This window comes from Streptomyces sp. NPDC102279, assembly GCF_044766365.1.
Classification (GTDB): domain Bacteria; phylum Actinomycetota; class Actinomycetes; order Streptomycetales; family Streptomycetaceae; genus Streptomyces.
Window position 1 is genome coordinate 162324 of record NZ_JBIWLU010000005.1, and the last position, 18501, is coordinate 180824.

Genomic DNA, 18501 nt, shown 5'->3' on the forward strand with positions numbered 1-18501 from the left:
CCCGCGCCGCGCGGGCTCCCGCGGGAGCCCGCCGGGCGGTCAGCCCAGATGCCGGTAGCGGCCCTTGAAGTAGGTCAGCGGGCCGCCGTCCGCGCTCGGCACCCGGGCGGTCAGGACGCGGCCGATGACGAGGACGTGATCGCCCGCGGACACCCGCTGCTCGGTCCGGCACTCCAGGGTCGCCAGTGAGCCGCCCACCAGGAGAGCCCCGGCCGCCTCGCCGCGCACGTACGGGATGTCCTCGAACAGGAGCCGGTCGCTGATACGGCCCTTCATCGCGAAGCGGCCCGCGATGTGACGCTGGCTCTCCGAGAGGACGGACACCCCCCACAGGGGCTGTTCGTCGAGCAGGTCGTCCATCCGGGAGCCCTCGCGCAGGCTGACCATGACGAGCGGCGGGTCCAGGGACACGGACATGAAGGCCGTCGCGGTCATGCCGACGTCCTCGCCGCGCGGCCCGTCGTCGGCCAGCGCGGGCTCGTACGCGGTCACCAGGACCACACCCGCGGCCAGCCGGGACATGGCGGCGCGGAACTCGTCGTTGCTCACCCCCTCAGCATGCACGGGCGGGGTGGGCGGAGCGGCAGGGGGAGTCGTGAGCACGTCGAAACGCTAGTCTCCGCACCCGGGACCGCGCATCGGACCTCGGCCCGAACCCGGACCTAGGTCCGGGGACGGAGGGGAGGGGGCACGCGGACGGAGACGGGGCCCGGAAGCCGTACGCTCAGGCCTGTTCATCCAGTGGGCACAAGCGTGCACAGGGTCTGCACAGCAGACCGACAATGCGGTCGATAAACGGGCACTGAAATGCAGAAACTCCACTCAATTGCTCATCTTCCGCTGTGACTTGAGTCACAGGAGCCATATTTTGTTGACCCTGTGTACCGAGTGGAGAGCGCGCTGTGATTCAGTGGCGGAGACGCCATGCAGGAAGCTACCAAGCAGTACGCCGTGAGGGTTTTCACGGCGGGCACCGCCCGGTCGCCAAGGCCGTAGTCAGCAGAGCACCGAAGAGCACCTGGGTACGCCGAGAGAACCCTGGAGTTGCTGCGAGGTCTCGAGGGGAGGGCGAATGGAGACCGAGTCGGAGCCCTACGTCCGTCTTGCGACCCTGCGGCAGCTGCACCAGGTGATGGCGGACATGAACACCGCCCGCAGCCTGGCCGACACGCTGCAGACCGTCGCCGACGGCGTGGTCACCGGGCTCGGCTACGAGCTGGCCTGCGTCAACCTCGTACGCCCCGACGGCGACCTCGTCGTCGCCGCCCTGGCGGGCAACTCCGCGGCCGAGGCCCTCATCACCGGCCGCGTCGGCTCCCGCACCTCCTGGGAGCGCCGGCTCACCATGGGCGAGGGCTGGGGCGACCTGCGGTTCATACCGCACACCGAGGGCTGGGTCCTCGACGAGGACGACGTACCGCAGTGGTACACGGACGGTCCCGCGCCCCGCTTCGAGGACGAGTGGCACCCCTCCGACCGCCTCTTCGCGCCGATGTACACCCCGAGCGCCTCCGGCGGCCACGGCGAGCTGATCGGCGTCCTGTCCGTGGACCGGCCGCGCAACGGCCGGCGGCCGGGCGCCTGGGGCCGCGAGGCGCTCCAGATGTACGCCTTCCAGGCCGCCATCGCGATCAGCAACGCCCGGCTGCGCGCCAACATGCAGCGCGCCCTGGTCCGCCTGGAGCGCGAGCAGCAGGCCCTGCGCGCCAGCGAGGAGTCCTTCCGGCAGGCCTTCGAGTACGCGCCCTCAGGCATGGCGATCGCCGAGATGGGCGGCGACCAGCACGGCCGCATCCTGCGCACCAACGACGCCCTGTGCCGGCTGCTCGGGCGGCCCGCCTCCGCGATGCGCCGCTACTCCTTCTCCGATCTCGTGCACCCCGAGGACATCGGCACCCTGCTGCGCACCTCCGCCGAGGGCGGCCGGGCCGAGCTGCGGCTCGGGCGCCGCGACGGCACCTACGTCTGGGTCCACCTGCGCAACTCCGTCGTCGCGGACGCCGCCGACGGCCCGCGCTTCCTGCTCACCCACGTCGAGGACATAGAGGAGCGCAAGCGCCGGGAGCTCCAGCTCGCGCACCGCGCCTCGCACGACGCGCTGACCGGCCTGCCCAACTCCGCCGAACTGCGCTCCCGGCTCAGCTCGCGCCTCTGCGCCCGCCCGCAGTCCCTGCCGCCCGGCGCGGTCGCCTCGCTGGACGCGGCCTACGGGCACGGGGACTTCGCGGAGCTGCCGGGCGCCGCCCACGACGGACACCCCGCCTTCGACGGGAACGGGCACGGTTTCGACTTCCGGTCCGCCTCCGAGGCCTTCGACGCCTTCGACCACCACGTGCACACCATCGCCCCCGAGGGCGAGACGGACGACGGCACCAAGGGCCTCGCGGTGCTCTTCTGCGACCTCGACGGCTTCAAGTCGATCAACGACCGGTTCGGCCACAACGCGGGCGACGAGGTGCTCATCGAGGTCGCCCGCAGGCTGACCCACGGCGTCCGCGACGGCGACACGGTGGCCCGGCTCGGCGGCGACGAGTTCGTGGTGCTCGCCGACGGCCTCGGCCGGGCGGACGCCCAGGACCTCGCCGTCCGGCTGCGGAACGCGATCATCCCGCCCATCAGGGTCGACGGACGGGCCGTGCGGGTCGGCGCCAGCTTCGGCATCGGGTGGGCACACTGCGGCATGACGGCGGACGAGGTGTTGAAATCCGCTGACGAGCGGATGTACGTCGAGAAACGATCACGTCCGAAACAACACAGGCGCGCGGGATAACCCCAGGTCAGTCTGTCGGTGTGGTGAAGGCCCCCCGTTTGGCCCAGTGGGAGCGGGTAGGCTCGCCATTCATTCACGTACCGCATCTGAACCGCACCCGCTGAGGAGACCAAGGGATGACGCCCGGCAACAACGGCGCGAGCACGCCCGAGGACGACGACCCGTTCGGCTATCTGTACGCCGACGGTCAGGCCAACGGAGCCCTGCCGCCGTCCGGAGGCGGTGGCTACGGCTACCCCGGCTCGGTCAACCGGGTGCGGGCCGTCGGCGAGCGCCAGTACGGCCAGCAGCAGACCGCCCCGGGCGGCTACGGCCAGCAGAACGCCCCCACCGCCCCGTACGGCCAGGTGCCGCAGCAGCAGGGCTACAACCAGCCGAACGCGCACTACGCGGCCCCCGAGACCGTTCCGGGCGGGCCCGTCACGACGCGCTCGCCCATGCCCGGTCACGGTGACGGCGGCGGGCGCGGGGGCGGCCCGAACACCAAGGGCCTCCTCATCGGAGCGATCGCGGTGGTCGCCGCCGTCGTGATCGGCATCGGCGTCGCCATGATCGGCAGCGGCGGCGACGACGACAAGAAGGACGACGCCGCGGGCTCGACGCCCACGGCCTCGCAGAGCGCCTCCCCGAGCCGGTCGGCGTCCAAGGCACCGGGCAACGCCATGGAGCCGAAGGAGATCGACGCGAAGGCGCTGAACCTCGGCACCGGTGCGAGCACCGCGTCCGACGTCAAGGGTGCCCAGTCCGACGGCGGGGTCTACGTGGCCGGCCTGAACAACCCGGGCTCCTCGGTCACCTGGACGGTCGACGACGTCCCCAGCGACGGCGTCTACACCCTCTTCGCGCGCTACAGCGTGCCCGGCGCCGACCAGTCGATGACGCTCACCGTCAACGGCAAGGCCTTCGGCTCCAAGCTGAGCATGAAGAACTTCGCCAATGCCGCCGACGGCGACTTCGCCAAGGGCTGGACGACGACCTACGCCTACCCGAGCCTCAACAAGGGCACCAACACGATCACCGTCTCCTGCGGGGACGGCGACAGCTGCAACGTGCTGCTCGACCAGCTCTCGCTGAAGAAGGGCCAGGTCAAGGAGTAGGTTCCGGCCCGGGGCGCCCCGGGCCGTGAACGCCGGCCCCGAGGGCCGCAGGAGAGGCCGCGCGGCTACGCCGCCGCGGCCTCCGTCGTCACCGTGACCTTGTCGAGCAGGCTCTCGTACAGCGGGCGGTCGAACTCGCCCGCCACCGGCGCCGCGACCGTCGCCGTCGACAGGGCGACCGCGCGGGCCAGCCGGTCAGGCCAGGGCAGGTTCTCGACCAGACCCGACAGCAGGCCCGCGACCGCCGAGTCGCCCGCGCCGGTCGGGTTGCCGTGGGCGCGCACGGGCGGCCTGGCGCGCCAGTGGCCGTCCGGTGTGTGGGCCAGCAGCCCCTCCGGGCCGAGGGAGGCGACCACCGCGTGTGCGCCGCGCCGACGGGCGTTACGGGTGGCCTGCAACGGCTCGTGGGAGCCGGTGAGTTCGGCGAGTTCGTCGGCGTTCGGCTTGACGATGTCGGGCCGCGCGGCGACCCCCCGGCGCAGCGGTTCGCCGCTCGTGTCGAGGAGCACCGGGACGGCCAGGGCGCGTGCGGCGCGGACGAGTTGGGCGTAGGCGCCGACCGGGACTCCGGGCGGCAGGCTGCCGCACAGGGCCACCGCGGAGGCGGAGCGCAGCAGCCGCTCGTACGTCTCCTGGAGGGCCGCCCACTCGGCTGGGGTGATCTCCGGTCCCGGTTCGTTGAGCTGAGTCGTGTCACCGGTCGTCGTGTCGACCACGGCTATCGTGCGGCGCGTCGGTTGGGCGACCGGGACGAGCGCGTCCTCGATCCGCGGCGTTCCGGCGAGCCGTTCGCGCACCGTGCGGCCGGTCGCGCCACCCGTGAACCCGGTGACCGTCACCTCGTGGCCGAGCGCGGCGAGCACGCGGCCGACGTTCAGGCCCTTGCCGCCCGGGCGTTCGGTCACCTCGCTCACCCGGTGCGAGGCGTGTGGGCGCAGGGACCGTACGCGGTAGGTGATGTCGAGAGCGGTGTTCAGCGTGACCGTGAGGATCACCTGCGACGACCTCCCCCGAGGGTTGCGTGACGTGGGCGCGCCGACTGGACGCCCGCCGGTGGTTCCGGAGGCACGATCATGCCAAAGACAACGGCGGTCGGCCCAGTCCCCGGGCCGACCGCCGTGCCGCAACAAAGGGGCTAATCACCCCAGTTGGGGATCGACCACCCACTCGCCCGCGCGCATCACGCCCTTCAGCGCGAAGTCCGCGTCGAGAACCACGAGGTCCGCGTCCTTGCCGGGCTCCAGGGACCCCTTGCGGTCGTACAGGCCCAGCAGGCGGGCCGGGTTGGCCGAGATGGCCGCCACGACGTCGTCGACCGGCAGCCGGTCGACGGTGACCGCGCGCTGGAAGGCGCGGTCGAGGGTGAGCGTGGAGCCCGCGATCGATCCGCCCTCCACGAGGCGGGCGACGCCGTCCGTGACGTCGACCTCCAGCGGGCCGAGCATGTAGCGGCCGTCGCCGAAGCCCGCCGCGTCCATCGCGTCGGTGATGAACGCGACCCGGCCGGGGCCCGCGTGATGGAACGCCAGCTCCAGCGAGGCGGGGTGCAGATGCGTGCCGTCGTTGATCAGCTCGACGGTGACCCGCTCGTCCTCCAGGAGGGCGGCGATCGGGCCGGGCTCGCGGTGTCCGAGCGGCGGCATCGCGTTGAACAGGTGGGTCGCCACGGTCGCGCCCGCGTCGATGGCCGCCTGCGTCTGCTCGTACGTCGCGTCGGTGTGGCCGATCGCCGCGATCACGCCGTGCTCGGCGAGCAGCCGCACGGAGTCGAGACCGCCCGGCAGTTCGGTGGCGAGCGTGACCATCCTGGCGTGGCCGCGGGCCGCGTCGATCAGCTTGCGGACGTCGGCGGGGTCGGGGTCGCGCAGCAGTTCCTCGGAGTGCGCGCCCTTGCGGCACGGCGAGATGAACGGCCCCTCGAAGTGGATGCCCGCGAGGTCGCCCTGCTCGGCCAGCTCGGAGAGCAGTCCGGCGCGCTGGGCGAGGCCGTCCATGTCTCCGGTCACGGTCGACGCGACGACGGTGGTGGTGCCGTGCAGACGGTGGGTGTGGATGCCCTTCAGGACGTCCTCGACCGTGCCCGAGGTGAAGGACGCGCCGCCACCGCCGTGGTTGTGGATGTCGACGAAGCCGGGGACCAGCCAGTGGCCGGACAGGTCGAGGACGTCCGCGTCCGCGGGAGCGCTCCCGCTGATGCGCGCACCGTCGACGATGACGCGGCCTTCGGGCACGGTCCCGGTGGGCAGGACCACCCGGGCACCGGCGAGAACCTTGCTAGGAGCCATCAGGTGGTTACCTCCGGGGAGTCGTTGACGTGGTGTTCAGGAGGTCCCGGGCGAGGAGCCCGGCACCGAGGCATCCGGCGGTGTCCCCGAGGGCGGCGGGGACGATGGACGGCAGCTTCTGGAAGGTGACGCGGCGTTCGACCGCTGCCCGCAGCGGTGTGAACAAGGTTTCCCCGGCCTCCGCGAGCCCGCCACCGATGATCAGCGTGCGCGGGTCCAGGAGGGTGAGCGCGGTGACCAGCCCGTCGGCGAGCGCGTCGACGGCGTCCTGCCACACGGCCCGCGCCCGCGGGTCGCCCGACTCGACGGCCTTGGCGCAGTCCGCGGCGTCCGCGTCCGGGTCGCCGGACACCTCGGCCCAGGCCTGGCTGACGGCCGCCGCCGAGGCGAACCGTTCCAGACAGCCGTACTGCCCGCAGGGGCACGCGGTGCCGCCGGGCCGTACGACGATGTGGCCGATCTCCCCGGCGAAGCCGTGCGCGCCCTCCTCGACGCTGCCGTTGATGCCGATGGCGCCCGCTATGCCGGTGCCCAGCGGCACGAACAGGAAACGGTCCGCTCCCCGCCCGGCGCCGATCCGGCCCTCGGCGAGACCTCCGGTGCGGACGTCGTGCCCGAGGGCGACGGGCACACCGCCGAGCCGTTCGCCGAGCAGCCGGCGCAGCGGGACGTCCCGCCAGCCGAGGTTGGCGGCGTAGACGGCGATGCCGTGTTCGGCGTCGACGATGCCGGGCACGGCGACGCCGGCGGCCAGGGCGCTCTGCCCGAAGTGCTTCTCGCCGTGGGCGCGCAGTTCGGCGGCGAAGTCGAGGATGTCGTCGACGACGGCCTCGGGCCCGCGCTCGCGGCCGGTGGCCCGGCGGGCCTGGTGCAGCAGCACGGGGTGCTCGGGGGCCTGCGGCGGCGGCGCGCCGGGGCGGCCGGCGGCGGGTTCGGGGTCGGCCCCGACGAGGGCCGCCTTCATCCCGGTGCCGCCCACATCGAGGGCGATGACATGTCTCACGGGGGACAGTGTCGCCCCTTACCCCAGGAGAGGTCTAGTCCACTCACGTGGTGTAGACCTTGGATCCGCATTCCGAGACGGATGCAACGGACGCAGAAGCAAATGAAGCAGCCGATACGGCTCAGGGGTTGGGGAGAGCAAGCGGTGCAGCGGCGTATCACGGGAACGATGGCGGCGGTCTCGGCCCTGGGCATGACGGCGACCCTCGCGGGTTGCGGCGGCTCGGAGGATCCCTCGGACGTGACACTCAGACTCGTGGCCGCGGACTACGGCGACACGAAGGCCAGCAGCTCGCGGACGTACTGGGACGGCGTCGTCAAGGCCTACGAGTCCGCCCATCCGGGAACCAGGGTCGAGGTCAGCGTCTACCCCTGGACCGACGTCGACCGCAAGGTCAAGGAGATGGTCGCGGCGGGCCACGCCCCCGACATGGCGCAGATCGGCGCGTACGCCGACTACGCGGCGAAAGGCCAGCTCTACAAGGCCGACGACCTGCTCTCCATACCCGTGCAGGCCAACTTCGTCTCCCAGCTCGCCGACGCCGGACAGATCGACCAGACGCAGTACGGGCTGCCGTTCGCCTCGTCCACGCGGCTGCTCTTCTTCAACAAGACGCTGTTCTCCGAGGCCGGCATCACCCCGCCCACGACCTGGAGCGAGCTCGCGGCCGACGCCAGGGCGCTCAAGGCGAAGGGTGTGAAGTTCCCCTACGCGCTGCCGCTCGGTCCCGAGGAGGCCCAGGCGGAGGCGATGCAGTGGCTGCTGAGCGGCGGCGGCACCGGCTACGCGGACGACGTCGGCACGTACTCCATAGATTCCGCGCAGAACGTCCACACGTTCACCTGGATCAAGGACGAACTGGTCACCAAGGGCCTCACCGGACCCGTCGCACCTGCCAAGCTGAACCGTGCGGCCGCCTTCTCCGCGTTCACCCGCGGTGACGTCGGCATGCTCGTCGGACACCCCACCCTGATGAAGCAGGCCGCGAGCAAGGGCGTGAAGTTCGGCATGGTGCCGATGCCCGGCGTCGACGGCAGGACGAAGGCGACCATGGGCGTCGCCGACTGGATGATGGCCTTCAAGAAGAACGGCAACGGCGACCAGGTCGGCGACTTCCTCGACTTCGTCTACCAGGACAAGAACGTCACGGCCTTCTCCCACAAGTACGACCTGCTGCCCGTCACCGCGTCCGCGTCCGACGCCATGGAGGTCGACAAGAGGGACAAGGACCTGGAGCCCTTCCTCGCCCAGCTCCCCACCTCCCGGCTCTACCCGGTCGACAAGACCTCCTGGGCCGGTGTCAGCGCCGACGTGAAGAGCGGCATCGCCAAGGCCGTGAGCCCGGGCGGCGACCCGGCCGAGGTGCTCGGCTCGCTCCAGACCAGCGCCACCATGGCCGACAGCAGCGGCAGCTAGCGCCCGACCCCCCCACCGGGGGACCGCCGGGTCGATCTCCGGCCGCCCCCCCCGGGTGGGGGCTCGCGCCGCTCCCCGCGCCTCCGCTCGCCCCCGGTGGCCTCATCGGGCCGCTGTCGGTGCCGGGGGATACCGTGCTGTCCGTGGAAGAGCTGCCGGCGCGGGAACAGCGCATCCTCGCCCTGGAGCGCCGTGGCTTCGCCGGCCCCGGCGCCAAGGAGCGCGCGATACGGGAACAGCTGGGCCTGGCCCCGGTCCGCTACTACCAACTGCTCAACGCCCTGCTGGACGACCCGAGGGCCCTCGCGCACGACCCGGTCACGGTGAACCGGCTTCGCCGGGTGCGGGAGGCCCGCCGCTCGGAGCGCTGACCGGCCGGCCGCGGCGCGATCAGGCCGCGCCGCCCCCGCGCGGCCATGAGCGAGGGGTGCGCCCGCCCGTACCCGGATAGGGTCGCCCCATGGGCAGCCATCCCGAATCCAAGGACCCCTTGCCGGCCCCGGTGACCCCTGCCGGGCGCGACGGTCTGGAAGCGATCCTCTCCCGCCCCACCCGGACGGTCGTCGCACTCGACTTCGACGGGACCCTCGCCCCCATCGTGGCCGACCCCGACCGGGCCCGCGCGCACCCCGACGCGGTCGCCGCCCTGGCGGCGCTGGCCCCGAAGGTCGCCTCCGTCGCCGTGATCACCGGCCGTCCGCCCGGCGTCGCCGTCCGGCACGGCGGCTTCGCGGGCGTCCCCGGCCTGGAGCACCTCGTCGTCCTCGGCCACTACGGCGCCGAACGCTGGGACGCCGTCAGCGGCGACGTCACCGCCCCGGCCCCGCACCCCGGCGTCGCCGCCGTCCGCGCCGAACTGCCGGGCTTCCTGGACAAGATCGGCGCCTGGCAGGGCACCTGGATCGAGGAGAAGGGCCGCGCGCTCGCCGTGCACACGCGCCGCGCCGAGGACCCGCAGGCCGCCTTCGAGGCGCTCCGCGAACCGCTCGCCGACCTCGCCACCCGGCACGGACTGATCGTCGAACCCGGCCGGATGGTCCTGGAGCTGCGCCCGCCGGGCATGGACAAGGGCGTCGCGCTCCTCGACTACATCCGGGAGACCGGCGCCGAGGCCGTCCTGTACGCCGGTGACGACCTGGGCGACCTGCCCGCGTTCGCCGCCATCGACAAGCTCCGCTCGGACGGCGTTCCCGGCCTCCTGGTGTGCAGCGGCACCCCCGAGGTCGGTGAACTCGCCGAGCGCGCCGACCTGGTGGTCGACGGCCCGGCCGGGGTCGTCCGGCTGCTCGCCGCACTCGCCGACCGACTGGCCTGAGCGCGCGGGCCGTTGTCCGCCGGGCCACGACAACCCGGCTGCGACAACGGCCTTGTTGGACTGGACGGCCGGCGGCCGGTCAGGCCTCCAGCGCGTGCAGCTGGTCCAGGAACCACTGGGCCGGCGGCAGCGCGGTGGCCGCGGCGGCCAGCCGCTTGGTCCGCTCGGCCCGTTCGCCCGGCTGCATGGTCAGCGCCTCGTGCAGCGCCCGCGCGGTGCCGATGATGTCGTACGGGTTCACGGAGACGGCGTCCTCGCCCAGCTCCTCGTACGCTCCCGCCTCCCGGGACAGGACCAGGACGCAGCCCTCGTCCGAGACCACCGGGACCTCCTTGGCGACGAGGTTCATGCCGTCCCTGATGGGGTTCACCAGGGCGACGTCCGCCAGCCGGTACGCGGCGAGCGAGCGCGCGAAGTCGTCCTTGACGTGCAGCACGACCGGGGTCCAACCGGGCGTCCCGTAGCTGGAGTTGATCTCGTCGGCGACGCGCTGCACCTCGGCCGTGTAGTCCCGGTAGATCGCGAGGTCCTGCCGCGAGGGGTAGGCGAACGCCACGTGCACGACCCGCTCGCGCCACTCCGGGTGGTCGTCGAGCAGCTGCCGGTAGGCCAGCATCCCGCGCACGATGTTCTTCGACAGCTCGGTCCGGTCGACGCGGACGATCGTCCTGCGGCCCTCGCCGATCTCCTCGCGCAGCGCGGCCATCCGCTCCGCGACGTCGTCCTCGTGCGAGCGGGCGCGCAGGAACTCGGCGTCCGCGCCGAGGCCGTGCACGCCCACGAGGGTCCGGCCGGGCGCGGCGCCGTCCAGGTGCTCGACCGCCCGGGACGCCTCCGAGGCCGACGTCACCCGGTAGCGCCCGGGGTCGATCTCCGCCGCGCAGTCCAGGAAGGCCGTCGCCCAGCGCCAGGTCAGGAACGCCAGCCGGTCCGCGCCGAGCATGCCGTCCAGCAGCTCCGTGCGGATGTCGTCGGGCAGCATCCGGAAGTAGTCCACGGGCGCCCACGGCGTGTGGGAGAAGTGGCCGATGCGCAGGTCGGGGCGGAGCGTGCGGAGCATCCCCGGCACCAGGCACAGGTGGTAGTCCTGGACCAGCACCGAGGCGCCCTCGGCGGCCTCCTCGGCCAGCGCCTCGGCGAAGGCCTGGTTGTAGGCGCGGTAGGCGTCCCACCGGCGCCGGAACCCGGCGTCGAAGACCGGCTCCAGCGGGGTCTGGTACAGCATGTGGTGGACGAACCACAGCACGGAGTTGGCGATGCCGTTGTACGCGTCGGCGTGCACCTCGGCGTCGATGTCCAGCATCCGCACGCCGTCCTCGCCGACCCCGCGCCGCACGGCCTCCCGGTCGCCGTCACCGAGGGCCGCGCACACCCACAGGGCGTCCGCGTCCGGCCCGATCGCCGAGAGCCCGGAGACGAGCCCGCCACCGCCGCGCTTGGCCTGCAGTGAGCCGTCGTCCTGGGTCTGGTAGGTGATCGGGCCGCGGTTGGACGCGACGAGGATGCCGTGGGCACCGTGCGTGGAAGCCATGCCTCGAAACCTAGCCCCGTCTCGAAACGCTCAAACGTTCCCGTCGGCCGTATGCGATCGCCGGCCGACGGGTCCGCTCAAGCGGCCTTGCGCTGCTGGTACTCGGCGATTTCGGACATGGGGGGCCTTTCCTCCGTGTCCACCGAGTACGTGCGCGGCTGGAAACCGTCCCGCGTGCGTTCGAACTGGGTGAGGGCGGGGCGGATCAGGTGGCCGCGGGCCAGCCGCAACTGGGCGGTGCGGTAGATCGCGGCGGCCATGCGGCCCAGGGCCTGGCCGTCCTGGTGGCGGTGTTTGCGCACCCCGACGTCGACCTGGGCGAGGGCGTCCAGGCCCACCAGGTGCAGGGCGTCGACGAGCATGCCCAGCTCGACGCCGTACCCGACGGGGAACGGCAGCTGTTCGAGCAGGGAGCGCCGGGCGGCGTACTCCCCGCCGAGCGGCTGCACGAAGCCCGCGAGCTGCGGCCAGTGCATGTTCAGCAGGGGGCGGGCCATCAGCTCGGTGACCCGGCCGCCCTGACCGGCGGCGCCGCCCAGCGGGCGGTCGTACATGGCCTTGACCAGGTCGACGCCGGGGTCGGTGAGCAGGGGGCCCACGATCCCGGAGACGAAGTCGGACGAGAACTCCTTGAGGTCCGCGTCGATGAAACAGACGACGTCCCCGCTCGTCACGAGCAGCGACCGCCACAGGACCTCGCCCTTGCCGGGCACGGCCGGCAGCCGGGGAAGGATGTCGTCGCGGTGCACGACTCGCGCGCCCGCGGCGGCGGCGACCGCGGAGGTGCGGTCCGTGGAGCCCGAGTCGACGACGACGATCTCGTCGACGAGGGGCACCTGCTGCATCAGGTCGTGGCGGATGATCGAGACGATCTCGCCGACCGTCTCCTCCTCGTTGAGCGCGGGCAGCACGACGCTGACCGTCGACCCCGAGGTGCGTTTCGCGGCCATGATCCTGTGGAGCGGGCGGTCGGTCAGGGACCAGGAGCGTGTGCTCAGCCAGCGTTCGACGTCATTCAGCACGGTCTGCGGCTCCTCACTGTCTGATCACACGCTCTCATCAGCGTGCCCGCTGCGGCCAGCGGCTGATCGCTTGCCGTCGTCTCGCGGTTCGGACGACTGCTTCAACTGTCCTGGCCTTCGGTTACAGTCTTGAACAACGCGGATGACCATCGCATGTCCTGGATCATCGGCGCTAACTGTGTTCAACAGTTCAACAATTTAATACCGCTCATCCAGAGGGGCAGAGGGATACGGCCCGATGAAGCCCCGGCAACCCTCCAGCCGGTCTCGTACCGATCGAAGTCGATCGCGTCGCGAGGCTCCCGGCTAGGGAAGGTGCCAAATCCGTCTCACGGCGAAGTGCGTCGTGAGGAAGATGAGGAGAAAGGGCCTCGCCTCCATGGCTGCGCAGACAGTTGCAAGCACCACGAACTCCGCAGAAGCGGTCGATCTCGGCCCGGCCGCGGCGCTTTCCTGCCGGGAGTGCGGACATCGCGTCCCTCTCGGCCCGCTCTTCGCCTGCGAGGAGTGTTTCGGCCCGCTGGAGATCGCGTACGACTTCTCGGCCTACGAAACCGAAGAACTCCGCAAGCGCATCGAAGCGGGACCCGCGAACATCTGGCGCTACGCGCCGCTGCTGCCCGTCCCCGCGGACGTGGCCGACAAGCCGAACATCAACCCGGGCTGGACCAAGCTCGTGCAGGCCGACAACCTGGCCCGCGAGCTCGGCGTCGACGCCGGCAAGCTCTTCGTCAAGGACGACTCCGGCAACCCGACGCACTCCTTCAAGGACCGCGTCGTCGCCCAGGCCATCGAAGCGGCCCGCGTCTTCGGCTTCACCACCCTCTCCTGCTCCTCCACGGGCAACCTCGCCGGCGCCGTCGGCGCGGCGGCGGCCCGTGCCGGCTTCCGCTCCTGCGTGTTCATCCCGCACGACCTGGAGCAGGGCAAGGTCGTCATGGCCGCGGTCTACGGCGGCGAGCTGGTCGGCATCCAGGGCAACTACGACGACGTGAACCGCTTCTGCTCCGAGCTGATCGGCGACCCGGCCGGCGAGGGCTGGGGCTTCGTCAACGTCAACCTCCGCCCGTACTACGCCGAGGGCTCCAAGACGCTGGCGTACGAGATCTGCGAGCAGCTCGGCTGGCGGCTGCCGGACCAGCTCGTCGTGCCGATCGCCTCCGGCTCCCAGCTCACGAAGATCGACAAGGGCCTCCAGGAGCTGATCAAGCTCGGGCTCGTCGAGGACCGGCCCTACAAGATCTTCGGCGCCCAGGCCGAGGGCTGCTCGCCGGTCTCCGTCGCCTACAAGGCCGGCCACGACGTCGTCCGGCCGCAGAAGCCGGACACCATCGCCAAGTCGCTCGCCATCGGCAACCCCGCCGACGGGCCCTACGTGCTCGACATCGCACGGCGCACCGGTGGTGCCGTGGAGGACGTGAACGACGAGCAGATCGTCGACGCGATCAAGCTGCTCGCGCGCACGGAGGGCATCTTCGCGGAGACCGCCGGCGGGGTGACCGTCGGCGTCACCCGCAAGCTGATCGAGAGCGGTCTGCTCGACCCGACCCTGACCACCGTCGTCCTCAACACCGGCGACGGCCTCAAGACTCTGGACGCGGTGGCCTCGGACACCGGGCTGACCGCGACCATCCGCCCGAACCTCGACTCCTTCCGAGAGGCAGGCCTCGCATCATGAGCGTCAACGTCCGCATCCCCACCATCCTGCGCACCTACACCGGGGGTGCCGCCGAGGTGACGGCCGAGGGCACGACCCTCGCCGAGGTCATCAGCGACCTGGAGAAGAACCACACGGGCATCAGCGCGCGCGTCCTGGACGACCAGGGCAAGCTGCGCCGCTTCGTCAACGTGTACGTGAACGACGACGACGTGCGCTTCGAGCAGGGACTGGAGACGGCGACCCCGGACGGGGTGGGCGTCTCGATCATTCCGGCCGTCGCCGGAGGCTGATCGTTACCCTCGGTAATGCCGAACACGAAGAGTTCATCGAATTGCCCCCTCCGTGAGAGAAGCGGAGGGGGCAATTCTGCAGGGTTGAACGGGGTAGGGTTGGGGAAGTCGCCCCGTTCTGGATGTTGGTTTCATGCCGGACGCATATGAGTCCTCTCCCGGCAGCCGACAAGAAGTAGCCAAAGTGCCCGGCCTTTTTGAGCCGTTTATGGCATATACGGGGCCCGACTTGCCCTGGATCTCCTCGAATTCTCCCTATACCGGCGATCAGGCGTGCCCAGAATTCTCGTCCGATTGACCTGTTGCAGACGGCAGTTGGACAGATACATTCAGCCGCGGTCGACGCGTTCCGGCGCACACCCCCAACCCGTTGGGGGGTGGAGGTCTGACCCGGATCCGCGAAGTGCGGATCTGTGCAAGGGCCAGTAATAGGGGAGTTAGGCATGGCTCAGGGCACCGTCAAGTGGTTCAACGCGGAGAAGGGGTACGGCTTCATCGCGGTCGACGGTGGTGCGGACGTCTTCGTGCACTACAGCGCGATTCAGATGGACGGCTACCGCACCCTTGAAGAGGGTCAGCGAGTGGAGTTCGAGATCTCGCAGGGCCAGAAGGGTCCGCAGGCGGACATGGTCAAACTCGCCGTCTGATCGGGCGCGAACGACCACCGACGCACTCACGCACGAGGGGCCCGCATCCCACCAGGGATGCGGGCCCCTCGTGCGTCTTCCCCACGCGCGCGCGGGCGCGCGCCGTGCGCGGGGGCTTCCCCCGGGGGCCCGTTTCCCGAGAGGCGCTTGCGCCCGACCGCCACCCCTCGGAGGGGCTCGCCTCACGAGCGCACCTTGCACTCGACGGGGTCGAGTGCTAATCATTGGCGTTAGCACTCTCCCAGTGAGAGTGACAGAACTTGGATCGGGCCAGCGAGGTCCGCAGGCCGGTGGGGCAAGGAACCACAGGGCATGCAGGCCGTCCGTCGCGGGCGCGGGCGCGATCCGGAGCAATCCACCCCGTCCGGGAGGACCACTTCACATGGCCAAGATCATCGCGTTCGACGAGGAGGCACGGCGCGGTCTCGAGCGCGGGATGAACCAGCTCGCCGACGCCGTCAAGGTCACCCTCGGCCCCAAGGGCCGTAACGTCGTCCTCGAGAAGAAGTGGGGCGCGCCCACGATCACCAACGATGGTGTTTCCATCGCCAAGGAGATCGAGCTCGAGGACCCGTACGAAAAGATCGGCGCCGAGCTGGTCAAGGAAGTCGCCAAGAAGACGGACGACGTCGCCGGCGACGGTACGACCACGGCGACCGTGCTGGCCCAGGCGCTCGTGCGCGAGGGTCTGCGCAACGTCGCCGCCGGCGCCAACCCGATGGCCCTCAAGCGCGGTATCGAGAAGGCCGTCGAGGCCGTCTCCGGTGCCCTGCTCGAGCAGGCCAAGGATGTCGAGACCAAGGAGCAGATCGCTTCCACGGCCTCCATCTCCGCCGCCGACACGCAGATCGGCGAGCTCATCGCCGAGGCGATGGACAAGGTCGGCAAGGAAGGCGTCATCACCGTCGAGGAGTCCCAGACCTTCGGTCTGGAGCTGGAACTCACCGAGGGTATGCGCTTCGACAAGGGCTACATCTCGGCGTACTTCGCCACCGACATGGAGCGTATGGAGGCCGTCCTCGACGACCCGTACATCCTGATCGCGAACTCCAAGATCGCGAACGTCAAGGACCTGCTCCCGCTCCTCGAGAAGGTCATGCAGGGCGGCAAGCCGCTGCTGATCATCGCCGAGGACGTCGAGGGCGAGGCGCTGTCGACCCTGGTCGTCAACAAGATCCGTGGCACCTTCAAGTCCGTCGCCGTCAAGGCTCCGGGCTTCGGTGACCGCCGCAAGGCCATGCTCGGCGACATCGCCATCCTCACGGGCGGCGAGGTCATCTCCGAGGAGGTCGGCCTCAAGCTGGAGAACGCGGGTCTGGACCTGCTGGGCCGTGCCCGCAAGGTCGTCATCACCAAGGACGAGACCACGATCGTCGACGGCTCCGGCTCTGCCGACCAGGTCGCCGGCCGGGTCAACCAGATCCGCGCCGAGATCGAGAACTCGGACTCGGACTACGACCGCGAGAAGCTCCAGGAGCGTCTGGCGAAGCTGGCCGGCGGCGTGGCCGTCATCAAGGCCGGTGCCGCCACCGAGGTCGAGCTCAAGGAGCGCAAGCACCGCATCGAGGACGCCGTTCGCAACGCGAAGGCGGCCGTCGAGGAGGGCATCGTCGCCGGTGGTGGCGTGGCCCTGCTCCAGGCTTCCTCGGTCTTCGAGAAGCTCGAGCTCACCGGTGACGAGGCGACCGGCGCCAACGCCGTGAAGCTCGCGCTGGAGGCCCCGCTCAAGCAGATCGCCGTCAACGGTGGTCTCGAGGGTGGCGTCATCGTCGAGAAGGTGCGCAACCTTCCCGTCGGCCACGGCCTGAACGCCGCGACCGGTGAGTACGTCGACATGATCGCCGAAGGCATCATCGACCCGGCGAAGGTCACGCGCTCTGCCCTGCAGAACGCCGCCTCCATCGCCGCGCTGTTCCTGACCACCGAGGCCGTCATCGCCGACAAGCCGGAGAAGGCCGCTGCCGGCGGCGCTCCGGGCGGCATGCCGGGCGGTGACATGGACTTCTGATCGACCTGGTCGATCAACCGTCCTGACGTTCCGAGGGCGGCACCTTCCCGAGAGGGAGGGTGCCGCCCTCGGGCGTTTCCGAGGTCCAGGACCGAGGGCCCCCTGGACGCGAAACGGTCGCCGCCCTCCCTCGGCGCGCGTGGCCCGGATCACAGTGGACCGTGCGGGCGTGCCGGAATGTGGTGCCGGATGTGGTGGTTGACGCTGACGGGCAGTCGATGCATGCGCACATACCGCGTGGAATCCTCCGCCCCGCAGAACGCCCGACCTGCCACCGACGAGCTCTTCGAGGAGCCCCCACATGACCGCAGACGCCGCGTCCCGCGCAGCCGACATCCTTGCCCGCCCCGTGTCCCTGAACGGTCTGACCGTCCCGAACCGGATCGCGATGGCCCCGATGACCCGGATGTTCTCGCCGGGTGGCGTACCGGGCGAGGACGTCGTCGGCTACTACGCGCGCCGCGCCGCGGCCGGCGTCGGCCTCATCGTGACCGAGGGCACCTACGTCGGCCACGACTCGGCCGGGCAGAGCGACCGGGTGCCGCGCTTCCACGGTGAGGACCAGCTGGCCGGATGGACGAAGGTCGCCGACGCCGTGCACGCGGCCGGCGGCACGATCGTCCCGCAGCTGTGGCACATCGGCATGGTGCGCCAGGCCGGCGAGCCGCCCTTCGCGGACGCCCCGGCCGTCGGCCCCTCCGGCCTCGCCACCGAGGGCGCGGACGTCACCGGCAAGGCCATGACCCAGCAGGACCTCGACGACGTCATCGAGTCGTTCGCGAAGGCCGCCGCCGAGGCCGAGCGCATCGGCTTCGACGGCGTCGAGCTGCACGGCGCCCACGGCTACCTGCTCGACCAGTTCCTGTGGGCCGGCACCAACCGCCGCACCGACGCCTACGGCGGCGACCCGGTCGCCCGCACCAAGTTCTCCGCCGAGATCGTCGCCGCGGTCCGCGCCGCCGTCTCGCCCGAGTTCCCCGTGCTCTTCCGCTACTCGCAGTGGAAGCAGCAGGCGTACGACGCCCGTCTCGCCGAGACCCCGGAGGAGCTGGAGGCGATCCTCGCCCCGCTCGCCGCGGCCGGGGTGGACGCCTTCCACGCCTCCACCCGCCGCTACTGGGTGCCCGAGTTCGACGGTTCCGAGCTCAACCTCGCCGGCTGGACGAAGAAGCTCACCGGCAAGCCCGCCATCAGCGTCGGCTCCGTGGGCCTGGACGGCGAGTTCCTCAAGGCCTTCCAGGGCGAGGGTTCCTCGGTGCGGGGCATCGACGACCTCCTCGACCGCCTGGAGCGCGACGAGTTCGACATGGTCGCCATCGGCCGCGCGCTGCTCCAGGACCCGGAGTGGGCCGCGAAGGTCCTGGCCGGCCGCTTCGACGACCTGAAGCCGTACGACGCCGCCGCGCTGCGCACGCTCAGCTGATCCGAGCCTGGCTGTAGGGGCGGCGCCCGCTGTG

Annotated in this window: 16 protein-coding genes and 1 riboswitch; of the genes, 10 read left to right on the forward strand and 6 right to left on the reverse strand. The window is 71.1% G+C overall.

Annotation, left to right across the window (positions count from 1 at the left end; genetic code table 11):
• Positions 1 to 39: 39 nt before the first annotated feature.
• Positions 40 to 549 carry a flavin reductase family protein gene (locus ACIRQH_RS13700; RefSeq protein ID WP_388874871.1) on the reverse strand — a complete coding sequence of 170 codons (510 nt, stop codon included), beginning with the start codon at positions 547 to 549 and terminating at the stop codon, positions 40 to 42.
• Between the two features lie 523 nt (positions 550 to 1072).
• On the opposite strand from ACIRQH_RS13700, the gene cdgB reads away from it, so the two are divergent.
• Both cdgB and ACIRQH_RS13710 read left to right on the forward strand, forming a co-directional pair.
• Positions 1073 to 2770, forward strand: a complete 1698-nt coding sequence (gene cdgB, locus ACIRQH_RS13705; protein WP_358819054.1) for a diguanylate cyclase CdgB — start codon at positions 1073 to 1075, stop codon at positions 2768 to 2770.
• 116 nt (positions 2771 to 2886) lie between these two features.
• Entirely contained in the window at positions 2887 to 3867 is a 981-nt protein-coding gene (locus tag ACIRQH_RS13710) for a CBM35 domain-containing protein (protein ID WP_358819055.1), read from the forward strand.
• A gap of 65 nt (positions 3868 to 3932) precedes the next feature.
• Here ACIRQH_RS13710 and ACIRQH_RS13715 read toward each other — a convergent pair whose 3' ends face one another.
• From ACIRQH_RS13715 to ACIRQH_RS13725, 3 genes are all read right to left on the reverse strand, one after another.
• Positions 3933 to 4862, reverse strand: coding sequence for a 1-phosphofructokinase family hexose kinase (locus tag ACIRQH_RS13715; protein ID WP_404225857.1), 930 nt, complete (start codon positions 4860 to 4862; stop codon positions 3933 to 3935).
• A gap of 144 nt (positions 4863 to 5006) precedes the next feature.
• Positions 5007 to 6152 (reverse strand): N-acetylglucosamine-6-phosphate deacetylase, encoded by a 1146-nt coding sequence (nagA, locus tag ACIRQH_RS13720; protein ID WP_358819057.1) that lies wholly within the window; start codon positions 6150 to 6152, stop codon positions 5007 to 5009.
• Positions 6153 to 6159: 7 nt separating this feature from the next.
• Positions 6160 to 7155: an ROK family protein gene (locus tag ACIRQH_RS13725; RefSeq protein WP_404225859.1), complete on the reverse strand. Its 996-nt coding sequence runs from the start codon at positions 7153 to 7155 to the stop codon at positions 6160 to 6162.
• A 144-nt stretch (positions 7156 to 7299) separates the two neighbouring features.
• On the opposite strand from ACIRQH_RS13725, the gene ACIRQH_RS13730 reads away from it, so the two are divergent.
• The 3 genes from ACIRQH_RS13730 (at position 7300) to otsB (ending at position 9886) form a co-directional block, all read left to right on the forward strand.
• Positions 7300 to 8571 carry an ABC transporter substrate-binding protein gene (locus ACIRQH_RS13730; RefSeq protein WP_404225861.1) on the forward strand — a complete coding sequence of 424 codons (1272 nt, stop codon included), beginning with the start codon at positions 7300 to 7302 and terminating at the stop codon, positions 8569 to 8571.
• A 143-nt stretch (positions 8572 to 8714) separates the two neighbouring features.
• Positions 8715 to 8942 (forward strand): DUF3263 domain-containing protein, encoded by a 228-nt coding sequence (locus ACIRQH_RS13735; protein WP_355873656.1) that lies wholly within the window; start codon positions 8715 to 8717, stop codon positions 8940 to 8942.
• A gap of 89 nt (positions 8943 to 9031) precedes the next feature.
• Positions 9032 to 9886, forward strand: a complete 855-nt coding sequence (otsB, locus tag ACIRQH_RS13740) for a trehalose-phosphatase (protein ID WP_358819059.1) — start codon at positions 9032 to 9034, stop codon at positions 9884 to 9886.
• Positions 9887 to 9965: 79 nt separating this feature from the next.
• Here otsB and ACIRQH_RS13745 read toward each other — a convergent pair whose 3' ends face one another.
• Together ACIRQH_RS13745 and ACIRQH_RS13750 are read right to left on the reverse strand one after the other, a co-directional pair.
• Positions 9966 to 11417, reverse strand: coding sequence for a trehalose-6-phosphate synthase (locus ACIRQH_RS13745; RefSeq protein WP_358819060.1), 1452 nt, complete (start codon positions 11415 to 11417; stop codon positions 9966 to 9968).
• 77 nt (positions 11418 to 11494) lie between these two features.
• Positions 11495 to 12439, reverse strand: a complete 945-nt coding sequence (locus tag ACIRQH_RS13750) for a glucosyl-3-phosphoglycerate synthase (protein WP_358819061.1) — start codon at positions 12437 to 12439, stop codon at positions 11495 to 11497.
• 205 nt (positions 12440 to 12644) lie between these two features.
• Positions 12645 to 12801: riboswitch (SAM riboswitch) on the forward strand.
• 17 nt (positions 12802 to 12818) lie between these two features.
• On the opposite strand from ACIRQH_RS13750, the gene thrC reads away from it, so the two are divergent.
• The 5 genes from thrC to ACIRQH_RS13775 all read left to right on the forward strand — a co-directional run bounded on the left by thrC (position 12819) and on the right by ACIRQH_RS13775 (position 18467).
• Positions 12819 to 14117 carry a threonine synthase gene (gene thrC, locus ACIRQH_RS13755; RefSeq protein WP_404225864.1) on the forward strand — a complete coding sequence of 433 codons (1299 nt, stop codon included), beginning with the start codon at positions 12819 to 12821 and terminating at the stop codon, positions 14115 to 14117.
• Positions 14114 to 14389, forward strand: coding sequence for a MoaD/ThiS family protein (locus ACIRQH_RS13760; RefSeq protein ID WP_355873669.1), 276 nt, complete (start codon positions 14114 to 14116; stop codon positions 14387 to 14389). Before thrC ends, ACIRQH_RS13760 begins: the two co-directional genes overlap by 4 nt.
• Positions 14390 to 14832: 443 nt before the next feature.
• The gene (locus tag ACIRQH_RS13765; protein WP_005315736.1) at positions 14833 to 15036 is read left to right on the forward strand and encodes a cold-shock protein; all 204 of its coding nucleotides are present in this window, start codon (positions 14833 to 14835) and stop codon (positions 15034 to 15036) included.
• Positions 15037 to 15418: 382 nt separating this feature from the next.
• Positions 15419 to 17044 (forward strand): chaperonin GroEL, encoded by a 1626-nt coding sequence (groL, locus tag ACIRQH_RS13770; protein WP_266760010.1) that lies wholly within the window; start codon positions 15419 to 15421, stop codon positions 17042 to 17044.
• Between the two features lie 301 nt (positions 17045 to 17345).
• Entirely contained in the window at positions 17346 to 18467 is a 1122-nt protein-coding gene (locus tag ACIRQH_RS13775) for an NADH:flavin oxidoreductase (RefSeq protein ID WP_388874857.1), read from the forward strand.
• Positions 18468 to 18501: the final 34 nt, after the last annotated feature.